The sequence below is a fragment of the Psychrobacter sp. AOP7-B1-24 genome, from assembly GCF_052376215.1.
Classification (GTDB): domain Bacteria; phylum Pseudomonadota; class Gammaproteobacteria; order Pseudomonadales; family Moraxellaceae; genus Psychrobacter.
Map to the genome: position 1 here is coordinate 52,655 of NZ_JBQSVL010000006.1, position 21,829 is coordinate 74,483.

Sequence of the window (21,829 nt, forward strand, 5' to 3'; positions counted from 1 at the left end):
GACATAGACACTTAGAATAACTAAATTTACTATTTTTAACGTCAAAGGGTCTAAAAAATAGTCTTCATCAGTGCCATAGCTGCAGTATCAAATATGTCCTAGATAAGTTTACCTGTTTTAGTCGTGCTGAATATTCAACACTATTTAGTATTTGATAATTAATAGCTCAAAGCATGTAAGGTTGCTAATGCAACCACTGGTGCAGTTTCAGTACGCAAAACCCTTTTACCGATTTGCCAAGGTTGAAAACCAATTTCTGCTGCTTTTTGACGTTCATCGTCGCTGAGTCCTCCTTCAGGGCCAATGAGTAGCTCAATATAAGGCGCTGATTGTGCCAGGGTGGCTAACAGTGACTCAGGCATCGCGGGCTGTCCTTTTTTTGGTACGCTCAACTGCATACGTAAGTCGGCTGGCTGCTGTAGTACTTGGTAATAAGAATCTTGACTGAGATCAGCTACTATAGGGCTAACGACGGTGTCTGCTGGGTTGTATAACCAGTCATTAATAGAGATAGGTGACAAAATAAGTGGTGGACGATTGAGTCCGCACTGTTCGCAAGCCGCTATAGCCACTTGCTGCCAATGAGCCAGTTTTTTCCCAACTTGTGCAGGTTTTAGATTGACCTCACCATGATGACTACTTAATAACTGGATAGCAGTGACGCCAAGCTCTGTTGATTTTTGAATCGCATAGTCCATGCGTTCACCGCGACTCATGACCAGACCGATTTTACTAAAAATAGGTGCAGCTTTATCATCAGATAGCTGCATCAATAAGGTAGCCGTCGCTGATTTTTTATTTATATTTTCTAGTTGTACCTGATATTCGCCACCAAAGCCATCAAATAATACACCTTTTTCACCAACATTTGCCCGTAATACGCGGCACCAATGATGCACGATATTCTCTGGTAATTCGATCTCGCTGCCTAAGGGTAAGGTATGTAATTTAGGTAGAGAGAGAATATTATCAGTATTAGTGTTAATGGTATAAAAAAAACGTCTCACAGGTTTTTTATTCCTATAATTAAATTGATATTAGGGCGTGTTGAACATTCAAATATTAGGGCTGCTGATCGCTAAAATTGCACCAAACTAGGCGTAAGCCGACGATAATGTCGAGACCTTAGCTAGGCTTGCAACAACGTTTGGGGTGATTTTAGTATCAGCCCTTTGGGGCAGTACTCTTTTTTGCCAATATATGGCGAAATTGTTTAACCTAGAATGACTAGGCATCAAAAATTTCACTGCATATTGTCTAAAAAATAGTCACTGCCAGCACCACATTTGAATGTTCAACACGCCCTAATTGAATAGAATATCATTTGGTAACGGTAAAGGCATTTTTTTTATGAGGATTTTTCTTAAGAAAGGTAACTATTTTAGAGGTTACGAGATATAGCATTGAATTTTTAATGAAACAATAATCGATAAATTCGATGCATTGTATGAAATATAGGACAGGTATTTGAAAGTCTAACAATAAAAAACTGGCGCTCCAAAGAGCACCAGTCATTAATCAATAAGTTCGAGAAAGGGTTATGCTGTTAATCCTAAGGCTTCAACCAAACGCTTGTTAGGCTCAACCTTATTCATGCTATAAAAATGCATGGCTGGTACTCCCTCGCTAATAAGACGTTCACATAAGCGATAAACGACATCAAAGCCAAAATCACGAATGGCCTTGCGATCATCACCGAAGTCCGTCAACTGCTTACGCACATAACGCGGAATATCAGTACCACAGCTATCAGCAAAACGTAGCAAGTTGCTAGAGTTGGTGATCGGCATGATACCAGCAACCAAGGGCTTAGCAACGGTATCAATACCACGCTTTTCTAACGCATCTCGCAAAAATAAATAGCTATCAGCGTTATAGAAGAATTGCGTAATCGCAGTATCTGCACCCGCTTGGAACTTGTTAACCAAGTTATCGATATCAAAGGCAAAGCTGCGAGCTTGTGGATGCATTTCAGGATAAGCGGCCACCTCGATATGAAAATGATCGCCTGAATGCTCACGAATAAACTTGACTAAGTCTAGTGCAAATGGCAGCTCACCCATACCAACCTGACCTGAGGGTAAGTCGCCACGGAGTGCTACCAAACGATTGATGCCTAAGCCCTTATAAAGCTCTAATAATTCAGCGATTTCACTTTTATCATCACCAATACAAGACATATGCGGCGCAATAGGGGTATCACCGCGAGCACATAATGCTTGCACAATGTCTAAGGTACGGTTACGAGTTGAACCGCCCGCACCATAAGTCACCGAAAAATAGGTAGGTGATAATTTATTCAGCTCATCATAAGTACTGAGCAGTTTTTCGTGTCCTTGCTCAGTTTTAGCCGGAAAAAACTCAAAGGAAAAAGCAGGCTTACTCACAGTCTTGCTCCTTTTAGTATTTATAAGCGTCAGGCTTGAAAGGACCTTCGACAGATACGCCTAAGTACTCTGCTTGCTTTTCAGTGAGCTTAGTTAAAGTACCATTGAAGCCTGCAACCATCGCAGCAGCGACTTCTTCGTCTAGCTTTTTAGGCAGTACTTTTACATATAAGTTGTCAGTACGCTTGTCATCTGGCAAGTCAGCGAATTTTTCTTCGAACAAGTACATTTGAGCCAATACCTGATTAGCAAACGAGCCGTCCATCACGCGTGATGGGTGACCAGTCGCGTTACCTAGGTTTACGAGGCGACCTTCGGCAAGTAAAATCAAATAATCGTTTTCGTCATCTGAGCGGAAGATTTGATGAACTTGTGGTTTGATCTCGACCCAGCGCCAGTTGTCACGCATGAACTGAGTGTCGATTTCGGTGTCAAAGTGACCAATGTTACATACAACAGCGCCAGGCTTAAGGGCTGCTAGCATATGTTTGTCACAAACATGGTAGTTACCAGTAGTGGTAACAATCAAGTCGGTATCTTCAAGCAAGCGGGTGTTGATGTTTTCTGCACCGCCAGTGTTGTCACCATTAATGTAAGGAGATAATACTTCAAAGCCATCCATACAGGCCTGCATGGCACAGATAGGATCAACTTCTGAAACACGTACGATCATGCCTTCTTGGCGTAAGCTTTGTGTAGAGCCTTTACCCACATCGCCATAACCAACAACCAAGGCGCGGCGACCAGCAAGGAACATGTCAGTTGCGCGTTTGATCGCATCATTTAAGCTATGACGACAGCCGTATTTATTGTCATTTTTAGACTTAGTCACGGCATCATTAACGTTGATGGCTGGTACTTTCAGCGTGCCTTTGGCAAGCATCTCAACCAAACGATGTACACCAGTAGTCGTCTCTTCTGAGATACCATGGATGCTATCAAGAAGCTCAGCATAATCATTATGAATCAAAGCAGTCAAATCACCGCCGTCATCCAAGATTAAGTTAGCATCCCAAAGTTGGCCTGATGCTTCGCCGCCAACATGTACTTGCTGACGTAGGCACCATTCATACTCTTCTTCGGTTTCGCCTTTCCAAGCATAAACAGAGATGCCAGCAGCAGCAATAGCAGCAGCAGCATGGTCTTGAGTTGAGAAGATGTTACATGATGTCCAGCGTACTTCAGCACCTAGCGCGACGAGTGTCTCGATAAGTACGGCAGTCTGAATGGTCATGTGGATACAGCCAGCAATTTTAGCGCCTTTAAGCGGCTGGTCTGCTTCGTAGCGACGGCGCAAGCCCATTAGGGCAGGCATTTCGGCTTCGGCAAGGGTGATTTCACGGCGGCCGTAATCAGCAAGGCTGATATCAGCGACTTTATAGTCAGTGAAAGAGGGATCGATCGTATGGGCAGAGGGGGTGTTAGACACTGCGTCCATAATATGCTCCTATCAGTGGTTAATTTATGATAAAAAGAATAAAAACGCAGGTGCCGTTATTTGCGCTGATAATCGCCTTACTTTATATAGTTAAGGACAATCAACAGTTAACCGAGCCTAACATAACCTATGATTTGCATGATTCTAATCTCTTAATGCAATATTTACGGTCATGGCGCAACACCTCTCGGAGGGTGTCATTGTAATAGATGACAGATAAAATGTCACCCACAAAAAAGACCATCAATCGATGGTCTCTTGTAACAATAACTAGATAATTTTAGTACCAGTCGTAGGTTAGAGAGCCGAAATAGCTAGTGCCTTCAGTGGCGTACTCTGTACCGAATTGATTAGATAGGGTATAGTCTTCATCGGTGATATTGTCAACGCGCAAGTTAGCACGAAGATTATTTGTCAGATAAATAGAGCTACTTAAATTTAACAAAGTGTAATCATCTAACTTGGTGGTATTTGCAGCATCAGAGAATCTCTCGTCAGTATATTTAGCTTCAAGCCGCACATCAAAAGCAGGTTGCTGATAACCAACATAGATTAAACCACTATTTTTAGGGCGGTACACAAGCTCGTTGTCATAGTTAGCACTATTAGTCGTTTTGTCTTTAGCTTCCAGATAGTCATAACCCAAACCAAATAAAAACGAATTAACGCTCCAGTCAGAAGTTAAGCTTAAACCTTTGATTTGTGCCTCACTAGTATTAGTAGCGTTATTAATCAAATCATCCACATCAGTATAATAGCCTGTCAGACGTGAGTTCTGATTGCCTTTATTGTACTCTACAAACACTTCCGTATTTTTACTAGTCTCAGGCTTTAAGTCTGGATTGCTATAGCCGGGATAATACAAATCGTTGAAGGTTGGCGCGCGAAACCCTGTGGCATAGCTTGCACCAATGCGTAAACCCTCTAGTGGTCGTATAGCGGCACCTATATTGTAGGTGTTCTCATTACCATACTGCGAGTTGTCATCAACGCGATAATTGGCTTGGAGGTCATAATAATCCTCTGATAATTGATAGCCAACGAAACCACTTTTAACAGTTCTATCTTCAGGGTCATAAGCAGTTAGAGTGGCAGGCGCAGGAAAACCTGAAAAATCTAAAACATCGGAAGCGTCTAACTGTTGTGACAACCACTCTGCACCGATAGTAACGGTACCAGGTTGTGCATTAATACTGGTCTCTGACCGTACCTGTGTTTGGGTGGTATCAAACTGGCTACCATCTTCATAGTTGATAGAGTAAGCATCGTGAGTCGTAGATTTATCGATACTTTGTCCAACACTAAATTTAGTGACGGCTAATGGTGTTTGATATTGAATAAAAGCATTGGCGCTGCCATTTTGTTGATCTGCATAAGCATTTGGAAAAGCATCGCCTGCAGAGTCAATATCTGTTGTAGAGTCAGAATATAAAGCGTTGAGACCAGCACTTAAATTGTCTGAAATCTTATGTTGTAATGCTAGGCTGGCATTGGTAGATTCGAACCCATCATCATCCGCATTGTAATCATAAGAATTAGAGCTAGCAATTGCATTAAAACCGTCTGTTTCGTTGCGACTGACACCTAAGCTCAATGAAGAAGTATCATTTTTTAGTTGTCCTGTTACACCTACTTGGTAATGATCATTACTACCGTACCCGACTGTGGCTGAAACATTAGATTGTTCAATATTATTGCCTTTCGTAAAAATTTGAATGACACCGCCCATGGCATCAGAACCATAGATGCTAGACCCTGATGCGCCATATAAAATTTCTATACGGTCGATTTGATCGGCAGATAATAGATTAAGTGCAGGCGCGCCTGTAGAAATAGAGCTGTAGCGAATACCATCAATGATTACAAGAACTTGCTTGCTGTCATAGCCACGCATATAAAAGTTGCTAACGGTGCCGGTACCGCCACTTTGACTAATATTCATACCAGGCTGATTCTTTAATACATCAGTGACTGTTTGACCCTGATAACGCTGCAACTCTTCGCTATCAATAACCCGTGTTTGGGCAATGATATTACTGGTTTTAGTAGGTGTGCGGGTAGCTGTTACAACGATTTCATCGAGTTCAACTTCTGGTACTTCGTTGTTGCTTACGACAGTAGAATCGGTTGCTGCTGTTGCATTCAAAGAAAATATGCCAAGTGCGCTTAGAATACATAAGCGAAGATAGGCAGTCGAAGAAGATCGTGGTAAAAACATAGTCAATTCCAAAGTAATCATGTTAAAAGTACAGAAATAAAAAATAACCACTGTGACGTTAAAATGGTTAAAAATTACAAAAAGCAATACATGCGCAAAACTATGCTTATTATCTATAAAAATGACCGTTTTATAAACCACTTTAACCTAATGTTTCCTCATTATAAGGTGAATATTATTCATGATTAGTTGTGAATAATTCATTATATGGCTTAAAGGGGAAAAGCTTGGATAAAGGTTATGCTACAAAACTGATAGCAGTTACTGACATAACTGGCTAAAAAATGCGTAATCAAAAGCACTGCTGTTATAAATAGTTGCTATCATAGTCAGAAATCTATTGTTTTCCGTTGTACTACCCATAAAGTTAAGAGGTTTGTTTTGTCTATCAAGTATCGTCTGATTCCCAGCACTGAGTTATCTTCACCATACTCTATGATTAAAATACCATTACTCGCGATGGTGTTTTTACTTGCGCTGCTGTTGAGTTTGTTATGGCCAACTCATACCTTTGCAGCTGAGGCTAGTACACTTGGTGTGAGTGAAAGCAGTAGTGAAGAGTCAGTAGAATCATTACGCCCGGACTCATTTGGGCGAGATACACCAAGGCATACAGTACAAGGGTTTATCAGTGCGCTAGGCGAAGATGACTATCTGCTGGCGAGTAACTATCTAAATTTATCGAAATCCGATAACCCAACCACCATCGTACGGCAGTTCAAGCAAGCACTGGATGCAGGTGGCCGTTTTCAACCAGATTTGCAGCTTAGTAATGAGCCTGAGGGTAATCTAACCGACCAATTACCACCGAACCAAGAAAATGTAGGTACGATTAGTATTGGTGATAAAAACTTGTCATTGATACTCGAAAGAGTTGTGTCGCAAAATGATGAGAAGTATTGGCAGTTTTCGAGTGATACGATCAGCTCAATACCAGAAGTGATAGCAAACACTGAGCCAACTTTGGTATCTCGCTATACCATTGATTCATTAGAAGGTAAGAAGCTTTTCGGTTATCAGTTAGCCGATTTGGTCGCAGCACTTACTATGACGGTCAGTAGTTTTATATTGACTTATCTTATGGTCTGGTTGTTGTATCATCTATTGAGGTTTATCTATCCGCATGTGCGCGGTGTGCCCTTGCCGTTACCTAACAAGGTGGTTTTGCCATTTTCTGTCGTAACTATGGCATTAATATTGTCTGAGGTGATGGTCTATGCTGGTGTGTCAGTAACACTGCGAGAGCCAGTCAATCGTTTCACAGAGATAGCGTCGTGGGTAGCGACCACTTGGTTGTTGCTTCGAGTCATTGACGCCATCTTTACTCGTGCGGTGAATTTAAGCTATAGGAAAAATCATACTGAACGAGTCTCCATCCTAGGATTGATGCGAAAAGTAGTCAAAGCACTATTACTTATTTTTGCCATTATTGTTATCTTCGGTAATTTGGGCTTTGATCTGACCACTGGTATTGCCGCGTTAGGGGTAGGTGGTTTGGCATTAGCACTGGGTGCACAAAAAACCATCGAAAATCTAGTTGGGAGCGTTGTTGTTGTTGCAGATTCGCCCGTACGAATAGGCGATTACTGTAAGTTCGGTACTTATGAAGGTACGGTTATCGATATTGGTATTCGTTCATCACGCGTACGTACTTTGACGCGTACTATCGTGACCGTACCAAATGGTGATTTTTCTTCAATGCAAATTGAAAACTTTACATCTCGTGATATGTTTCGTTTTTTTCATCATTTATATCTTAAGCGTACCGCCGATCTTGATGTGATTTTCAAAATGGTAAATGACTTGGATGCGTTTATAAAAGAGCATGATTTGACCAATCAAGAGTGGAATCAGGTCAATATTTTAGAGTTGCGTCAAGATTGCTATGTCGTTCAGTTGCAGGCTTATGTTAATGCGGTTGATATTACTGAATTCTACGACAAACAAAATACTTTATTTGTCGATGTATTAAAAAAGGTCGCAGAATACAAAGTGGAGCATGCCTTACCTACTCAGCAGCTTATTGTCGATCAATCTGAGCTTGAACATCATACTGCAAGCGATAGTGAAGTCAATGGTAAAGCAGATGAGAGTAATAAGTCGATAGTGAACACGTCACATATCGACTCTACTGTTGATGATAATAACGATGAAAAATCTACTATAGATTTGAACAAAGGTCATAGTGAGGTAACCGCCAATGAACAAAAAAGTGAGTCAGTAGAAAGTAAAAAATATGATCCAATAAAAGCGCTAAAAGATGAAATTAGGGTGCTAAAAAGACGTAAGTTTAAGCACATAAGAAAGAGATCTGGTTTTTCTATATGGCAATAGGGCGAATAGTGGCTAAAGACTTATAAAGGAATGGCTGTTTTATTACGCAACAAACCATAGTATGACCATAGTAATAGGCTCGCAGCACTACGGTACGGTGACCAGTCCTGGGTCAGGGTTTTTAGTTGTTTGGGTGTGGGCCGCTCTGCTAAACCTAGCAACTGCATTGCAGCTACTTTAATGGCTAAGTCATCAACCGCGAATACGTCTGCGCGTTTTAAAGAAAATAATAAGTACATCTCAGCCGTCCAACGCCCAATACCAGTAACGGCTGTCAGTGTGTGTATGATATCTTCATCTAACATGGTTTCTAATGCTATAAAGTCTATGTCGTGCTCGACTAATGAACGAATATAACGAGTTTTTTGTTTAGATAAACCTTGTGTTCGCAAAGTCTCATCTGTCGCTTCGCTAATGGTTTTTGGGCTGATCAAGTCTGCATCGACCAACCGCTGCCAGATACTAGCAGCAGCAGCGACAGATAACTGCTGACCAACCATTGCCCTCATGAGCTGTTCGAATCCACCTGTATTGTGTCTAAGGCTTGGTATGCCAACTTGCTCATAGACAGGTGCAAATCTGGGCTCGATAGCTATCAAAGCAGTGATGTGTTCATTTAGCGCTTCAATGTTTTCAATAGTTTGTATGCTCATGATAAGTTCACTTGAATAAAAGTTTGTATGAAAATAGAGTGGATATCTATCGCTTGGTATCAAAAGCAGCTAGGTTTTATCATTATAAAAAAGGACTGCCAATTGCAGTCCTTTTATTTTAATACTGAACGAAAACTATCTACTACTCACCATCAACTTTCGATTTTTTCAACAGTACCAATACTGCGCCATTACCACCGTCTTTTGGCGGAGCAGAGCAAAACGCCAATACTTCTGGTAGTTGACGTAGCCAACCATTCACGCAAGTTTTTAAAATGGCTTCAGAACCTTTACCATGGACAATTTTTACCATGGTTTCATTCTTTTGTTTCGCTTGGCTCAATAATTGAGTCATTGCCTCACGCGCTTCCTCGATGGTGCAACCATGAATATCTACAGCGTCGTACCAGCGTAACTTACCTTGTTTGAGTTGGGTAAATACTTTGTTTTGTAGCGTAGGCTGCTTATAAGACAAAAAGGCTTCAGAGGCCACAGGATTCAGTAGCGCTTGCATATCTGACAAGCCTGCACCTAAATCACTTGCCTCACTACCTTGAGCTGCTGCACGTTTAGATAGGGTAGCTGCATCAGGTTTGCTTGCCTTTGTGGTACTGGCAGGCGAGCGTACGTTTTTGTCTTCAAGCTGATTGACACCATGCATCGCTTGCATAAACAGCACTTTATCATCATCGATATGTTCACTGTCTAACTGTTTGACTGTTTTTTTGACCTGTTTTTGAGTTGGCAGGGAAACTGGCTCCGTCGGCTTTTGGTTTTCACCTTCAGGCGAGTTGGTATCACGACCTTTGCTCAGTTGGCCTTTTAGCTCTTTGAGCTGATCTTGCATTTCTTTTGAAAATAGAGAGTTTGACATAAAAGTTAACGTATCGTTGGTTGATGAATGAATGACTTAATAGTCTGTATCGTTGTTAGTTCTATACTAGTGTAAACTCACGAGCTATATCGCAGCTAAAGGTATTTAGTTACTTTACTCGTCTGCTGCTGCGCCCGCAAGTAAGGATTGTAACGCTTGTCCAGGGTGGTCAGTTTTCATAAACTGCTCACCGATTAAAAAGTGCTGAATATCATTGTCTAACATCAAACGAATATCATCGCTGCTATTGATACCACTCTCAGTAACGATAAGTGGCTTTTGCACGGTATCATCAGTGTCAGCAGCCAATGCGTTGATTAAAATATTTTTCAAGTCGAGTGTGGTTTGTAAATCAACGTCAAAAGTATTTAAATCACGATTATTGATACCATAAATATTATGCGCTGAACGAGGTAGTTTTAGTGCGCGATCAAGCTCAGATTGGGTGTGTATTTCTATCAATACATCCATACCTAACTGAATACTGAGTGCATGCAGCTCTTTTACTTGCGTGTCATCGAGGCAGGCCATGATGAGCAGTACGCAATCAGCACCCATCAGATAAGACTGATAGATTTGATATATATCAATCATAAAGTCTTTGCGCAATATCGGTAGGCTAGACGCATTAGCCGCTTGCATAAGATAGCTGTCATCGCCTTGAAAGTAGTCGCGATCTGTCAGCACTGATAGACAACTGGCACCAGCTTGCTCATATTGCTCTGCAAACAGTGCGGGTGCAAAGTTGTGATTAATAAGGCCTTTAGAGGGAGATGCTTTTTTAATTTCAGCGATGATGCCAATACCATTTGCTTTATTGCTTGCAGGCCTTAGAGCGGTGGCAAAGCCACGGCGTGGTTTAGTATCTGTCGCCACTTGTGCTTGCAACTCATCGAGAGGTAATGCGTTACGAGCGTCTTCTACCTCGATTTTTTTGGTCGCAACAATGCGCTGTAATACTGAGGGTATGTCTGTATTGGTCATGCTTATATCCAGTTATCATTAAATGTAAATCGAATGCTATCAACAGTATGGCGTTAATTAGGTATTGGCTGCTAGCTTCTGCGTATATTTGGCTAGAGATTCAAGCTTGATCAAAGCATCACCATTTTGAATGATTTTTTGTGCTCGACTGACCCCGTTAGGATAGTTACTGGCAAGCCCTGCTGTATAAATAGCTGCGCCAGCATTGAGGGCAATCATATCACGTGCTTTTAGAACGGAGCGGTCATGAGTGTCGGCACCAGATAGTGCAGCACGAATCAGTTCCAGACTTTGTGCTGGAGAGTCGACATCGAGACCGATCAGCGTTTGTGATTCAATACCTGCATCTTCTGGCATCATCTCGTACACAGATATCTCACCATCTTTTAGCTCAGCAACGGCAGTAGAAGTTGCAAGACTGATTTCATCTAAGCCATCTTTTGCACCGACTACCATCACATGGCGCGAGCCTAAGTTTTTCATCACTTTAGCGATAGGTTCGCACAGTTGAGCGTTGAATACACCTATAACCAAATTAGGCGTTCCAGCAGGGTTGGTTAGCGGTCCCAAAATATTAAAAATAGTCCGTGTTTTGAGCTCGCGGCGCACGGGGATGGCATAGCGCATGGCACTGTGATGATTGGGTGCAAACAAAAACCCGATGCCTTGATTTTCGATACAGTCTTTTGCTTGTGCAGGCTTCAGTGCCAAACTAATACCCGCTTGTTCAAGTAAATCTGAGCTGCCCGATTTGCTAGACACACCGCGGTTACCGTGTTTGGCAACTTGCGCGCCAGCGGCTGCTGCTACAAGAGCGGAGGCGGTAGATACATTGAATAAATTGGCACCATCACCACCAGTACCGACGATATCGACCAGATAATCACAACCTTTTGGCTCGATATTAGCAGCCAATGCTCGCATGGCGCTAGCGGAGGCAGTAATCTCATCGATTGATTCGCCTTTCATACGTAAGCCAGCCAAAATAGCGCCCATCATGGCATCGCTGCATCTGCCTTGCATAATGATTAGCATTACTTGATACATCTCATCAAAGGTCAAGTCAATGTGCTGAAAAATTCTTTCTAAAGATGCCGTTAATAACTTATGAATATCAGCATCAGGCAATTGAGCAATATGATCTGGCGTCATTTTATCCTCTATCTTTATCGTGCTCATGGTGTTCTCTCTTACTATTTTTATAAGTTTGTTTCAAATTTATCGTTCTAAATGCTGTTGATGCATTTTTTAATGATGCTTAGCCGACTTGTGGTAATTCACTGTTGGGTAATACAGACAAACTATGAGCCAGTAAAAAATTATTGAGCAGCTGATAACCAGCTTCGCTCAAGATAGACTCAGGATGGAATTGCACTCCTTCAATAGCCAAGGTTTTATGACGGATACCCATGATTTCTTCAATACTACCGTCAGCATACTGTGTCCAAGCTGTCATCTCTAGACAGTCGGGCAGACTGGTTTTGTCAATCACGAGGGAATGGTAGCGTGTGGCTTGAGAAGGGTTGGGTAGACCTGAGAATATACCTTTACTATTGTGATAAATATCAGATAAGCGCCCATGCATGACTTCACCAGCTTTGACCACTTGACCACCGAATGCTTGGCCAATGGCCTGATGGCCCAAACAAATACCCAATATCGGTATGACACCCTTGAATGTTTCGATAACCTCTAAAGAGATACCAGCGCGGTCTGGATCACAGGGGCCAGGGCCGATGACAATTACGTCTGGTGCAAGGGTTTGAATTTGTTCAATAGTGGCCTGATCATTACGCCAGACGGTGATGTCCTGCTGTAATTCACCGAAGTACTGTACGATATTGTACGTAAAGCTGTCGTAATTATCGATCATCAAAATCATTAGGTTTTCAACTTATGGATATGATTGTATTGTTAGGGCTTATATCTATCTATTTTACTTTTTGACTTATGTACTTAATAAGGCGTGGTTATCTTAACATTATTTTAAGGTCTATCAAATGTAGGGTACAGGTTATCCGAGTAAGTAATCAGTAAAATACTTACTCGGATAATATATGTGATGAATCATTAGTTTGTTATCAGCTGAGCAAATACAATAATTATAATTGCACTAAAACGATGCTTTTTACATGATTGGCTTGATTTATTATGCACCAAATTGATGCATATGTATCATCTAATTGGCACTCCTATAAGAAGTTGATAGTGTAGTAGGCTAAAAAATAAATATCATGATTTAATATTTCTGCTATAGATGTTTGTAATTATTGATAATAAAACAACGTTTCAAGTACTTTGATGCTATGACTTATTTAAGTTGGCATAGCCTTTGCAATAACAATGTCATAACTATTTTTAGCAAAAAATGCTTTAAAAATATTTGTTAACAAATGCCCGAAGCGCTTACTATTATCATTCGTATGTTGTTAGAATAAAGTGAGAGTGGCAAGCACAAACTTGATATTAGAAGGATGTCTTGACTAAAGACATTGACAGTGCTGATAATAAGCATAATATTGAAAGCGCGCTTTAGTTTGAATTACGCAGCTAATATTAATATTCTTGAACCAAAAAATTAAACAAATAACTTTACATCGCAATAACGTGATCAACACAACGGAGATTATTTATGTCGAACAAATTACTAGATCTTATCAAATCAACAAATGCCAAATGGGTTGACTTTCGTTTTACCGATACCCGTGGTAAAGAGCAACATATCAGTTTCCCTGCGCATACCATCGACGAAGATGTTATGGAAGATGGCAAAATGTTTGATGGCTCATCAATTGCTGGCTGGAAAGGTATTGAAGCGTCAGATATGATCTTACGTCCAGATGCAGAGACAGCCTTTGTCGACCCGTTCTTTGATTCAGTAACTGTTGTGGTTACTTGTGACATTATCGAGCCATCAACGCTACAAGGCTACGATCGTGACCCACGTTCTATCGCACGCCGCGCTGAAGAGTACTTAAAGTCTACTGGTATTGGTGATACTGCTTATTTTGGTCCTGAGCCGGAATTCTTTGTATTTGATGATGTGAAGTGGTCAGTTGATATGTCTGGTGTTAGCCATAAAATCACTGCTGAAGAAGCAGCATGGTCGACAGGCGAGACTTATGAGTGGGGCAACATGGCGCATCGTCCACGCGTGAAAGGTGGTTATTTCCCAGTACCGCCTGTTGATAGCTCACAAGATATGCGTTCAGTGATGTGTGAACGCATTGAAGAGATCGTTGGCGAAGGTAGTGTTGAAGTACATCATCACGAAGTTGCTTCTTGCCAGTCTGAAATCGGTGTTGCATTTAACACCATGGTACGTAAGGCAGATGAAGTTCAACAGTTAAAATATGTGGTTCATAACGTTGCGCATCAGTTTGGTAAAACGGCTACCTTTATGCCTAAGCCAATCGTTGGTGACAATGGTTCAGGTATGCACGTACATATGTCTATCGCGAAAGATGGCGTAAACACGTTCTCAGGTGATGAGTATGCTGGTTTGTCTGAAACAGCGTTGTTCTTCGTTGGTGGTATCATCAAGCATGCTCGTGCTTTGAACGCGATTACCAATCCATCAACCAACAGTTATAAGCGTTTAGTGCCACATTACGAAGCGCCTATTAAGCTTGCTTATTCAGCGTCTAACCGCTCAGCATCTATCCGTGTTCCACATGTAAGCAGCCCTAAAGCAGTTCGTGTTGAAGCACGTTTCCCTGATCCAACAGCGAACCCTTACTTAGCATTTGCTGCATTGTTGATGGCTGGCCTTGACGGTATCCAAAACAAAATGCATCCAGGTGAAGCTGCTGACAAAAACTTGTATGACTTGCCACCAGAAGAAGAAGCACAAATCCCAACGGTTGCAGAGAGCTTAGATGTTGCTCTACAAGCATTGAAAGATGACAACGAGTTCTTATTAAAAGGCGACGTGTTTACCAAAGATATGCTAGAGGCGTTTATTGCTTTGAAAGAAGAAGAAGTACAACGTCTGAACGTGACTGTACATCCAGTTGAGTTCGATATGTACTATAGCTGCTAATTAGTCGCTACAGCACTCAGTTATTTTGAGTCAAAAAGACCAGCTAAGTTATTCTTAGCTGGTTTTTTTTGTGCGCGAAATAATAATTGGTCAAATGCCATGACTGACTTTCCTTAAAATCATTGCTGATTTAACACCAAAAATATCGCATAATGGTTGTCATAACATTATATTAATAGTAGACACTATAACTGGGTAACTGACTATGATCTCATCATCAAAACTAATTTTTTCAAAAAGCAATGTAGGGCTGTTGACAGCTGTGATTGTGAGTACCATTAGTCTCAACGCTCCTTTGGCAAGTGCTGCATCTATCTATAAAGTCGTTGATGAAAAGACGGGGCAAGTTACCTTTACCGACCGTCCACAGAATTATGAGCAGCAAGCGGATAAGCAAGTTACTCAGACCAGCGTTATGACTAGAAATGATACGCTTAATTCAAATAACAATGGCAATGCAAGTGAACAGTCTGGCAGTAGTGCACAAGCTGCCAGCGCAGAGACGACTGGTACATCTGATGGGGACAATAATAGTTCGACCGTCAGTTATCAGCTTACGATCACTGAACCAAGCGAAGAGCGTGCTTATCGTCGTCCTGCACAAAATATCGATGTAAATGTACAAGTACAGCCATCCCTACAAGCGGGCGATAGCGTAAGTATTTACTTGGATGGTAATGAGGTGGCACAGGGTTTAAGTGCTTCCATTTCAACGGTAGATCTTTTACCAGGATCGCACAATATCACGGCAGTTGTGACCAATAAGGCAGGTGGCAAGCTCCAGCAGGTTGCGCGTACCATTTATGTGATTCAGAACAACACAACATTGCAAGATAATAAAAGAAAAGCAGAGCAGCTGTTGGCTTATCAAAACCTATCGTTATACCAAAAACTATTATTAAAGTTAGGTAAAAGTGATTAGAGCTTGTCTGATTGATCAATAACGACGGCATAAACAACAGCGCAAAGAAAAAGGCAGGCACCATAATGGTGCTTGCCTTTTTAGTATGAAGAGCTCAGTTTATAAACGAACCTAACCACTGGTACAAGCTACTTTACTGCGTCAGCTCAATCGTACCATTTGCCGTTACTGAGACAGTACTGTTACCAGACTCAAAGCTTTGGCTAGGAACTGATCCACCCTCAGAGCTTGCTTTCATACTCATGCTGCTGTACATAGGGCGAGGGGAGTTACCGCCTGTGTTGAGATTGACATTAATCACACGATAACCACGAGCATCCCATGCGCTAGTTAGATTTTTAGCTTGCTGCTGAAAAGCGCGAGAAGCGTTGGTCATGAGTTTTTGTTCTAGTGCATCTTTCTTACTCTCTGAAACCCCAAAGTTTAGATTCTCCATCACTAGCGTCTCTTGCAAATCAGCGATGAGCTGACTGGTTGCGGCAAAGTCAGTACTCTTCAAATCTATATTGGCTTGTCCTGTCCAACCAATAATTTTATTGTCTTTGTCATAGCGAGGATAGGTACGCTGCTGCCCTGTGCTTACAGTCACACTAGGGTAGCGCTTAGCGATTTTCATCGCGTTATTGATGGATGTGTTGAGCATCGTTGCCAATGCTTTTGAATCTGTTGCTTGTGCTTTTTTGTATAAGCTGGCTCGCACTTCATCATTTTGAATCTCTTCTTTTACTTCTGTTTGAAACGTTAGCTGATCGTAACCTGTTGGCTCTGCATGCGCACTGCCCATCATGGCTGTTAGTAACAAGGCTGTGCCAGTCGTTAAGGCTGTTTTGTTTAGTAACGTGGTTTTCATTATTGTCTCCTAAATTAGTTCTAATGATGCATACACAAATATGTTAAGAATCTGGTTACGCACAAGAAGCCATTCCTTGTATATATCAAAGAAAGGTTGGTATGGGTATAACTTTATACATTAAAATAGCAAATACTGAGTGAGTTGCTGTGAGAATTTTGTGACCTATGTGACTTACGTGACTTATATGACAGCGAAAAGCATAGCCATCGCTTGTTTTTGATAACTGTATAGGGTGTTTGTGACTATTATGAATAGGCAGGATTGTTTAAAGGTCGGTGTTCACTGGTCCATTGTTTGGGAGAGCTGCCATATAAACGTTTAAACTCTCTGCTAAATTGTGATGAGCTAGAGTAACCGACTTGCATGGCTGCTGTATTGACAGTCATGCCCGTTGCTATCTTCATGGCAGCAGCGTTCAAGCGCATGGATTTTATGAATTGAATAGGTGACATGGAGGTGGCTTGTTTAAACTTACGATGCAAGACTGCACGGCTCATTCCTACGTGTTTGGCCATGTCTTCAATAGTAATCACATCATCCAAATGTGCTGACAAGTATTCGATAGATTGAGCAATTTCATTACCCACACCAAAAGCGCGTTGTGCTGAATATCCTGATTCCCCCTTTAATAGGGCATAGTAAAATTCGCGTAAACGGCTTTCCCCAAGTATCAAGGTATCAACGGGGTTATCTATTAGCATTAGTAGCCGAAACAATGCCTTAGTAAAGCCATTGTCCCAATTTGAAAGCGATAACCCTAAGGGATGGGATGTATTTTTAGGATGATGTATAACGCCATTCGCTTTACTGTGCATCTCGATTGAGAGCTCTGTCATTACCTTAGTGTCTAATGAGATATATACGCCCATAAGAGGATTGTCAGGTGATGCGGTAGTTGCGTCTCGCTTCATCGCCCAGTCGGCTGAAAAAGGATCATGGCCCGAGGTAATGTGTGCCACGCAAGTAGGTCTTGAACAACAAAGGCTTTATGGGCCTACAAAGCGCGCGCAAACCGTTGGGGCTATTGGAATGTGTCCATTAGATAAAGTCGCTTTGGATGAGACGCTAGCCACCAAGCTTTGGTCAGTGTCTGAAGAAAAAACATCGTTTAACTGGGCGCTATAAATGATTTATTAACCTCAATGTTATAACAGGGGTTGCAAAATAAAAAAATCCTTGTATAATTTGCATCTGGTGGCTCCATTGGTAGCCTCGCAACATTGTTCTATGAATCCCGCCAGGACCGGAAGGTAGCAACGGTAATAGTCACAGTGTGTGCCGAGGATGTGCTTTTGGAGTCGCTTTTTTTTGCCTAAAATTTGATAATTGGTTTTATAATCAGTCAGAAATACTCGTATTATGTATTAAGCCCTTTATTGTAAAGGGCTTTTTTTTGCGTGAATTTTATCCATTTTATATTTTAATTTCTTATTCAATTTCTAAACTTCATTGATTAATATGAGTTAATATACAATATATTAACTTTTTAGTAACATTAGAGTGTGTTGAGTATTCACCAATAGTCGCTGTCAGTGCGATGGTGAAGTATGCAACAGACTTTAATATCAATACAAAACGTTTTAGGATTTGATTATGAAGATGTTTGTTTGGCTGTTTATTGCAGTTGTGGTGATATTGGTTGTATTTGGGGTATCTATATTTAATAAATTGGTACGTGCGCGTAACCAAGCAAAAAATGGTTTTTCTCAGATTGACGTTCAGCTAAAACGTCGCCATGACTTGATTCCAAATCTAGTGGAAACGGCTAAGCGTTATTTGACGCATGAAGAAGAGACGCTCACTCGTGTAATTGATGCACGTAATCATGCCCAAAGCTTGCAAGATTCAAGCAAGCATCAGCCAGATTCAATGGAACATATGGCATTGTTTGCTAAAGCAGAAAGCATGTTGTCCAAAGCTCTAGGGCAGTTCTCCGCTGTCGTGGAAGCGTATCCTGAGCTAAAAGCGGACAGTGTGATTAAAGAGCTGATGGATGAGTTGACCAATACCGAAAACCGCATTGGTTTTGCGCGTCAGCACTATAATGACAGTGTAATGTTTTATAATAACGATCGCGAAGTGTTTCCAAACAATCTGGTTAGCACGACTTTTGGCTTTCGTCCATTAAGTCAGTTGGTGTTTGAAGATAGAAAGGCGATTGCTCAAGCACCTGTTGTTAATATGGGCTGATATTCACATGCGTTTGTGTGTTTAGCATGCGTTTATGTGTTTATTTAATATAAAGCTTAGGCAATACAAGGTTTAGGTAAGACAATCAGATGGATTTTTTTGGTGAACAGCGCACACGTACTCAGCGTAGCCTCTTGCTTTATGGGCTATTTTTTCTCATTGTCTTTGCGCATATAGCGGTGGCACTTGGTGTCATGATTCTGTTGCTCACGGTATTTACGGGCGGTATTTATCACTGGGCGTTAGTGCTGGTCATTCTTTGGACGCTAGGCAGTTTCGCTGGCGGTAGTTTTTTAGAATATCGTCGCTTAAAAGCGGGTGGTCGCTCTATTGCTCAGCGTGTTGGTGCGGTGCGGCTATTTATTGATGACAGTCAAGATGCTTGGGAGCACAGCCAAGGCGTTGCTCATCAGCATGAGCCTGTGCAAAAGGTTCGCTACAGTGCACGCCATATTGCGGTGCGTAATGAGCGTGATTTTCCGCCAACCTATCGACGTTATTATGAGATTGCGCAACAGTTGGCCATTGCCTCGGGTTTAACCATGCCGATTTTGTATGTGCTCCCCGAGGAGCAAGGCATCAATGGCTTTGTGGCGGGTCGACACAGTCAAGATATGGTGTTGGTCGTGACTCAAGGGGCGCTTGATAAGCTGTCTGATGAGGCATTGTATGGACTTATTGGTCATGAGTATGGCCATATACTCCATGGCGATGCTGCTTTCAATTTGCAGTTGATGGTGGTGCTGGCAGGCTTACAGATACTGTATGACTGGAGTGATCCTATCGGCAATGACCATTATTTTGATAATGCGGTTAATCAAAACCTCTCCACATCACAAAACACTATTGATAGTCAGGCACGTAGTACTGAGGAGAAGACCGCAAGCTTTACCACTCACAGTGAGTGGGTGGCTTATTGGCAGAGCCAATCGCAAAAACAGAAGGCGTCAGCGAAAAATCAATCGATGTGGCTGTACAATAAACCTGTGGTAGATCGTCAAGCACCTCGCAGTGTGTGGACGTTATTGTTACACGGATTGAGCTTTTCGAGTATGGCAAGCGCTCAACTTATCAAACACAGCTTTAACCGTCAGCGTGAACTGCTTGCTGATGCGACCAGTGTACAGTTGACACGCTCTCCTGCGATCATGGAAACCTTAAAAGCCATTCATCAGGACTCACTTGGCTCGCGTTTGACAGGTATCACTGATATCAATGGGCTCAGTCATTTTTTCTTTGCCAGCAGTGGCACGGACTTAGGCGATGTCTCTTGGTTTGCCACGCATCCTAGTTTGTCTGAGCGTATGAGTGCCATCAATGAGAATGCTTATCACAAGTTTTCTGCCCAAGTTGCCAAAGAAAAGCGCATCAATCAAAAAAAGGTAAAAGAGATATACGAGCAGCGCAGGCTTGGCGATTGGGGAGCAATAACAGCCAATAGCCTAAGCAATAAAGCAAAACTTAATAAACAATCACTTCAATCTCAATCATTATCTAATCAAGAGATGAATAATGAGTTAGAGGCAGAGAAAGGCCTTGAGTTTGTGATCGAACAAGATGTTGTTGTTGACGGACGATTGCAGGTGCAAGCAGAAGATATTGGTACTCTTAAACAGCTAAAACCGTGGCAAGCACAACCTGATAGTGATTTGCCGGTAGCAGACTTGATCAGTATTGATGATATTAAAAAGGTCTCATTACCACAGTATGTACTTAATCACAGCCATCATCCGCTAGGAGCGCAAGCCTTAATTGAAGCGGTGATGCTATGCCATCAAGGTCATGCACTAGAGGTGACGGCTTCTTATGACTTAGCCGATATTTGGAGCAAGATTGCGACTGATGCCATAATTACAACTAACATAACAAAGAGTGATAACCAAACGAAAATTTTGCCTCACACAATAGATAATAAATTGATAGAGAGTGTGGCGACAATGGACCGTCGCTTAGATAGCGTACTCATCACAACGGCACTAAAAAAACTAAGCCAACATGACTTATCATCGAGCATGATTGAAACATTACGTCAGCAGCATGAAAGCAGTCACAGCAATAAAAGCCATCAGGATTATAGTCAGCAAGCAAAATATCGTACGATGCTGACACGCTACCAACAGGGTATTATGGCCCTGATCAATCATCAGTTGAGCGCTGACTTAAGTAAAGTGCTGGCAGATAAGATAACTGATGAAAGCGCTGATACGGAGAACGCAGATGTTAAAAGTAATGTCTCTCGAGCTCCTTCTATTTTGTCACTATGGCAAGCGTTGCACTTACAGCCGCTGCTACCTATACTGTCAACAGTGCTGGGTGACAAGCCGTTGAATGCAGGAAAAGGTGAGTTCTGGCAGCATACGTTGCAAGCTGGTGCAAACGATATATATGCGCAGCTCGATCCTTCTGGTCAGATATTTGTCGGACTGGATAGTGTAGAAAAAACGATGCTTGCTATATTGGCCTATCGTTTGTCAAAAGATGTCAAAGGCCAAATGATCTCAGAGCGACAAAGTTCAATGCTCGGCTATAACGATGCTAGCGTGACTCATTATATTGTAGACTTACGTCGCCATGCACGATTGATTGATATTGACTTAGCCGCTGTGAGCGATGCAAACTTACAATGGCTGTTATTAACCACGCAGAGCCTGAACAGTATCCAGTTATTAGCATTGATAGAGACTGTACCTACATTTGTATCTGCTACAACAGCAGATACATGTGATGATAATGATAAAGAGAAGCAACAGGGAAGCGGTCAAATAGATTATAATAACGTGACTGATAATTCTTACACTTATATCCATTATCAACAATGGCTGAGTACATTACATACCGTGATGTTACATGATACGATAGTCAGTCAAGATGAGTATGACTGTTTGATGCTATTAGCTGATCGCTGGTTGGGTATTCGCAAGCTGTTTTGAATGA

The 21,829-nt window shown here is 41.7% G+C and carries 17 protein-coding genes and 1 other RNA gene; 7 read left to right on the top strand and 11 right to left on the bottom strand.

From position 1 onward, the window contains the following. Positions 1 to 158: 158 nt before the first annotated feature. The 4 genes from ACT3QP_RS02420 to ACT3QP_RS02435 all read right to left on the bottom strand — a co-directional run bounded on the left by ACT3QP_RS02420 (position 159) and on the right by ACT3QP_RS02435 (position 6,043). Positions 159 to 1,007, bottom strand: a complete 849-nt coding sequence (locus ACT3QP_RS02420) for a 16S rRNA (uracil(1498)-N(3))-methyltransferase (RefSeq protein ID WP_192520021.1) — start codon at positions 1,005 to 1,007, stop codon at positions 159 to 161. Positions 1,008 to 1,538: 531 nt separating this feature from the next. Then, positions 1,539 to 2,387, bottom strand: a complete 849-nt coding sequence (locus tag ACT3QP_RS02425) for a methylenetetrahydrofolate reductase (RefSeq protein ID WP_192519958.1) — start codon at positions 2,385 to 2,387, stop codon at positions 1,539 to 1,541. Between the two features lie 13 nt (positions 2,388 to 2,400). Next, entirely contained in the window at positions 2,401 to 3,825 is a 1,425-nt protein-coding gene (gene ahcY, locus ACT3QP_RS02430; RefSeq protein WP_192519957.1) for an adenosylhomocysteinase, read from the bottom strand. A 280-nt stretch (positions 3,826 to 4,105) separates the two neighbouring features. Next, entirely contained in the window at positions 4,106 to 6,043 is a 1,938-nt protein-coding gene (locus tag ACT3QP_RS02435; protein WP_192519956.1) for a TonB-dependent receptor plug domain-containing protein, read from the bottom strand. A gap of 381 nt (positions 6,044 to 6,424) precedes the next feature. Here ACT3QP_RS02435 and ACT3QP_RS02440 point away from each other — a divergent pair, with 381 nt between their 5' ends. Continuing rightward, positions 6,425 to 8,377 carry a mechanosensitive ion channel family protein gene (locus ACT3QP_RS02440; RefSeq protein ID WP_444524337.1) on the top strand — a complete coding sequence of 651 codons (1,953 nt, stop codon included), beginning with the start codon at positions 6,425 to 6,427 and terminating at the stop codon, positions 8,375 to 8,377. 20 nt (positions 8,378 to 8,397) lie between these two features. Here ACT3QP_RS02440 and ACT3QP_RS02445 read toward each other — a convergent pair whose 3' ends face one another. From ACT3QP_RS02445 to ACT3QP_RS02465, 5 genes are all read right to left on the bottom strand, one after another. Continuing rightward, positions 8,398 to 9,030, bottom strand: a complete 633-nt coding sequence (locus ACT3QP_RS02445; protein ID WP_444524338.1) for a DNA-3-methyladenine glycosylase family protein — start codon at positions 9,028 to 9,030, stop codon at positions 8,398 to 8,400. 142 nt (positions 9,031 to 9,172) lie between these two features. After that, complete coding sequence (locus ACT3QP_RS02450; protein WP_444524339.1) at positions 9,173 to 9,904, bottom strand: Smr/MutS family protein; 732 nt, start codon at positions 9,902 to 9,904, stop codon at positions 9,173 to 9,175. Positions 9,905 to 10,018: 114 nt separating this feature from the next. Continuing rightward, positions 10,019 to 10,888: an indole-3-glycerol phosphate synthase TrpC gene (trpC, locus tag ACT3QP_RS02455; protein WP_444524340.1), complete on the bottom strand. Its 870-nt coding sequence runs from the start codon at positions 10,886 to 10,888 to the stop codon at positions 10,019 to 10,021. 57 nt (positions 10,889 to 10,945) lie between these two features. Next, positions 10,946 to 12,067, bottom strand: coding sequence for an anthranilate phosphoribosyltransferase (gene trpD / locus ACT3QP_RS02460; protein ID WP_444524341.1), 1,122 nt, complete (start codon positions 12,065 to 12,067; stop codon positions 10,946 to 10,948). A gap of 79 nt (positions 12,068 to 12,146) precedes the next feature. Next, positions 12,147 to 12,770, bottom strand: a complete 624-nt coding sequence (locus ACT3QP_RS02465; protein ID WP_192519951.1) for an anthranilate synthase component II — start codon at positions 12,768 to 12,770, stop codon at positions 12,147 to 12,149. Positions 12,771 to 13,520: 750 nt separating this feature from the next. On the opposite strand from ACT3QP_RS02465, the gene glnA reads away from it, so the two are divergent. Then, positions 13,521 to 14,930, top strand: coding sequence for a type I glutamate--ammonia ligase (gene glnA, locus ACT3QP_RS02470; protein ID WP_192520688.1), 1,410 nt, complete (start codon positions 13,521 to 13,523; stop codon positions 14,928 to 14,930). 268 nt (positions 14,931 to 15,198) lie between these two features. After that, positions 15,199 to 15,852, top strand: coding sequence for a DUF4124 domain-containing protein (locus tag ACT3QP_RS02475; RefSeq protein ID WP_444524342.1), 654 nt, complete (start codon positions 15,199 to 15,201; stop codon positions 15,850 to 15,852). Between the two features lie 133 nt (positions 15,853 to 15,985). Here ACT3QP_RS02475 and ACT3QP_RS02480 read toward each other — a convergent pair whose 3' ends face one another. Then, complete coding sequence (locus tag ACT3QP_RS02480) at positions 15,986 to 16,702, bottom strand: SIMPL domain-containing protein (RefSeq protein ID WP_444524343.1); 717 nt, start codon at positions 16,700 to 16,702, stop codon at positions 15,986 to 15,988. A gap of 248 nt (positions 16,703 to 16,950) precedes the next feature. Beyond that, positions 16,951 to 17,664 carry an AraC family transcriptional regulator gene (locus ACT3QP_RS02485; protein WP_444524344.1) on the bottom strand — a complete coding sequence of 238 codons (714 nt, stop codon included), beginning with the start codon at positions 17,662 to 17,664 and terminating at the stop codon, positions 16,951 to 16,953. Between ACT3QP_RS02485 and ACT3QP_RS02490 the strand changes: the two genes are divergently transcribed. The 4 genes from ACT3QP_RS02490 (at position 17,654) to ACT3QP_RS02505 (ending at position 21,825) form a co-directional block, all read left to right on the top strand. Further along, positions 17,654 to 17,830 carry a hypothetical protein gene (locus ACT3QP_RS02490; RefSeq protein ID WP_444524345.1) on the top strand — a complete coding sequence of 59 codons (177 nt, stop codon included), beginning with the start codon at positions 17,654 to 17,656 and terminating at the stop codon, positions 17,828 to 17,830. The two genes, ACT3QP_RS02485 and ACT3QP_RS02490, sit on opposite strands and share 11 nt — an antisense overlap. Positions 17,831 to 17,906: 76 nt before the next feature. Next, positions 17,907 to 18,003: signal recognition particle sRNA small type (ffs, locus tag ACT3QP_RS02495), an RNA gene on the top strand. Between the two features lie 295 nt (positions 18,004 to 18,298). Further along, positions 18,299 to 18,895 carry a LemA family protein gene (locus ACT3QP_RS02500; protein WP_192519451.1) on the top strand — a complete coding sequence of 199 codons (597 nt, stop codon included), beginning with the start codon at positions 18,299 to 18,301 and terminating at the stop codon, positions 18,893 to 18,895. Positions 18,896 to 18,984: 89 nt separating this feature from the next. Continuing rightward, a complete protein-coding gene (locus ACT3QP_RS02505) occupies positions 18,985 to 21,825 on the top strand; it encodes a M48 family metalloprotease (protein ID WP_444524346.1) in 2,841 nt (946 codons plus the stop codon). Positions 21,826 to 21,829: the final 4 nt, after the last annotated feature.

Coding starts and splice junctions, on each gene's coding strand:
- ACT3QP_RS02490 (WP_444524345.1), top strand. CDS start 17,654: ATGTGTGCCACGCAAGTAGGTCTTGAACAACAAAGGCTTTATGGGCCT.
- ACT3QP_RS02435 (WP_192519956.1), bottom strand. CDS start 6,043: ATGTTTTTACCACGATCTTCTTCGACTGCCTATCTTCGCTTATGTATT.
- ACT3QP_RS02445 (WP_444524338.1), bottom strand. CDS start 9,030: ATGAGCATACAAACTATTGAAAACATTGAAGCGCTAAATGAACACATC.
- trpC (WP_444524340.1), bottom strand. CDS start 10,888: ATGACCAATACAGACATACCCTCAGTATTACAGCGCATTGTTGCGACC.
- ahcY (WP_192519957.1), bottom strand. CDS start 3,825: ATGGACGCAGTGTCTAACACCCCCTCTGCCCATACGATCGATCCCTCT.
- ACT3QP_RS02505 (WP_444524346.1), top strand. CDS start 18,985: ATGGATTTTTTTGGTGAACAGCGCACACGTACTCAGCGTAGCCTCTTG.
- glnA (WP_192520688.1), top strand. CDS start 13,521: ATGTCGAACAAATTACTAGATCTTATCAAATCAACAAATGCCAAATGG.
- ACT3QP_RS02465 (WP_192519951.1), bottom strand. CDS start 12,770: ATGATTTTGATGATCGATAATTACGACAGCTTTACGTACAATATCGTA.
- ACT3QP_RS02450 (WP_444524339.1), bottom strand. CDS start 9,904: ATGTCAAACTCTCTATTTTCAAAAGAAATGCAAGATCAGCTCAAAGAG.
- trpD (WP_444524341.1), bottom strand. CDS start 12,067: ATGAGCACGATAAAGATAGAGGATAAAATGACGCCAGATCATATTGCT.
- ACT3QP_RS02500 (WP_192519451.1), top strand. CDS start 18,299: ATGAAGATGTTTGTTTGGCTGTTTATTGCAGTTGTGGTGATATTGGTT.
- ACT3QP_RS02480 (WP_444524343.1), bottom strand. CDS start 16,702: ATGAAAACCACGTTACTAAACAAAACAGCCTTAACGACTGGCACAGCC.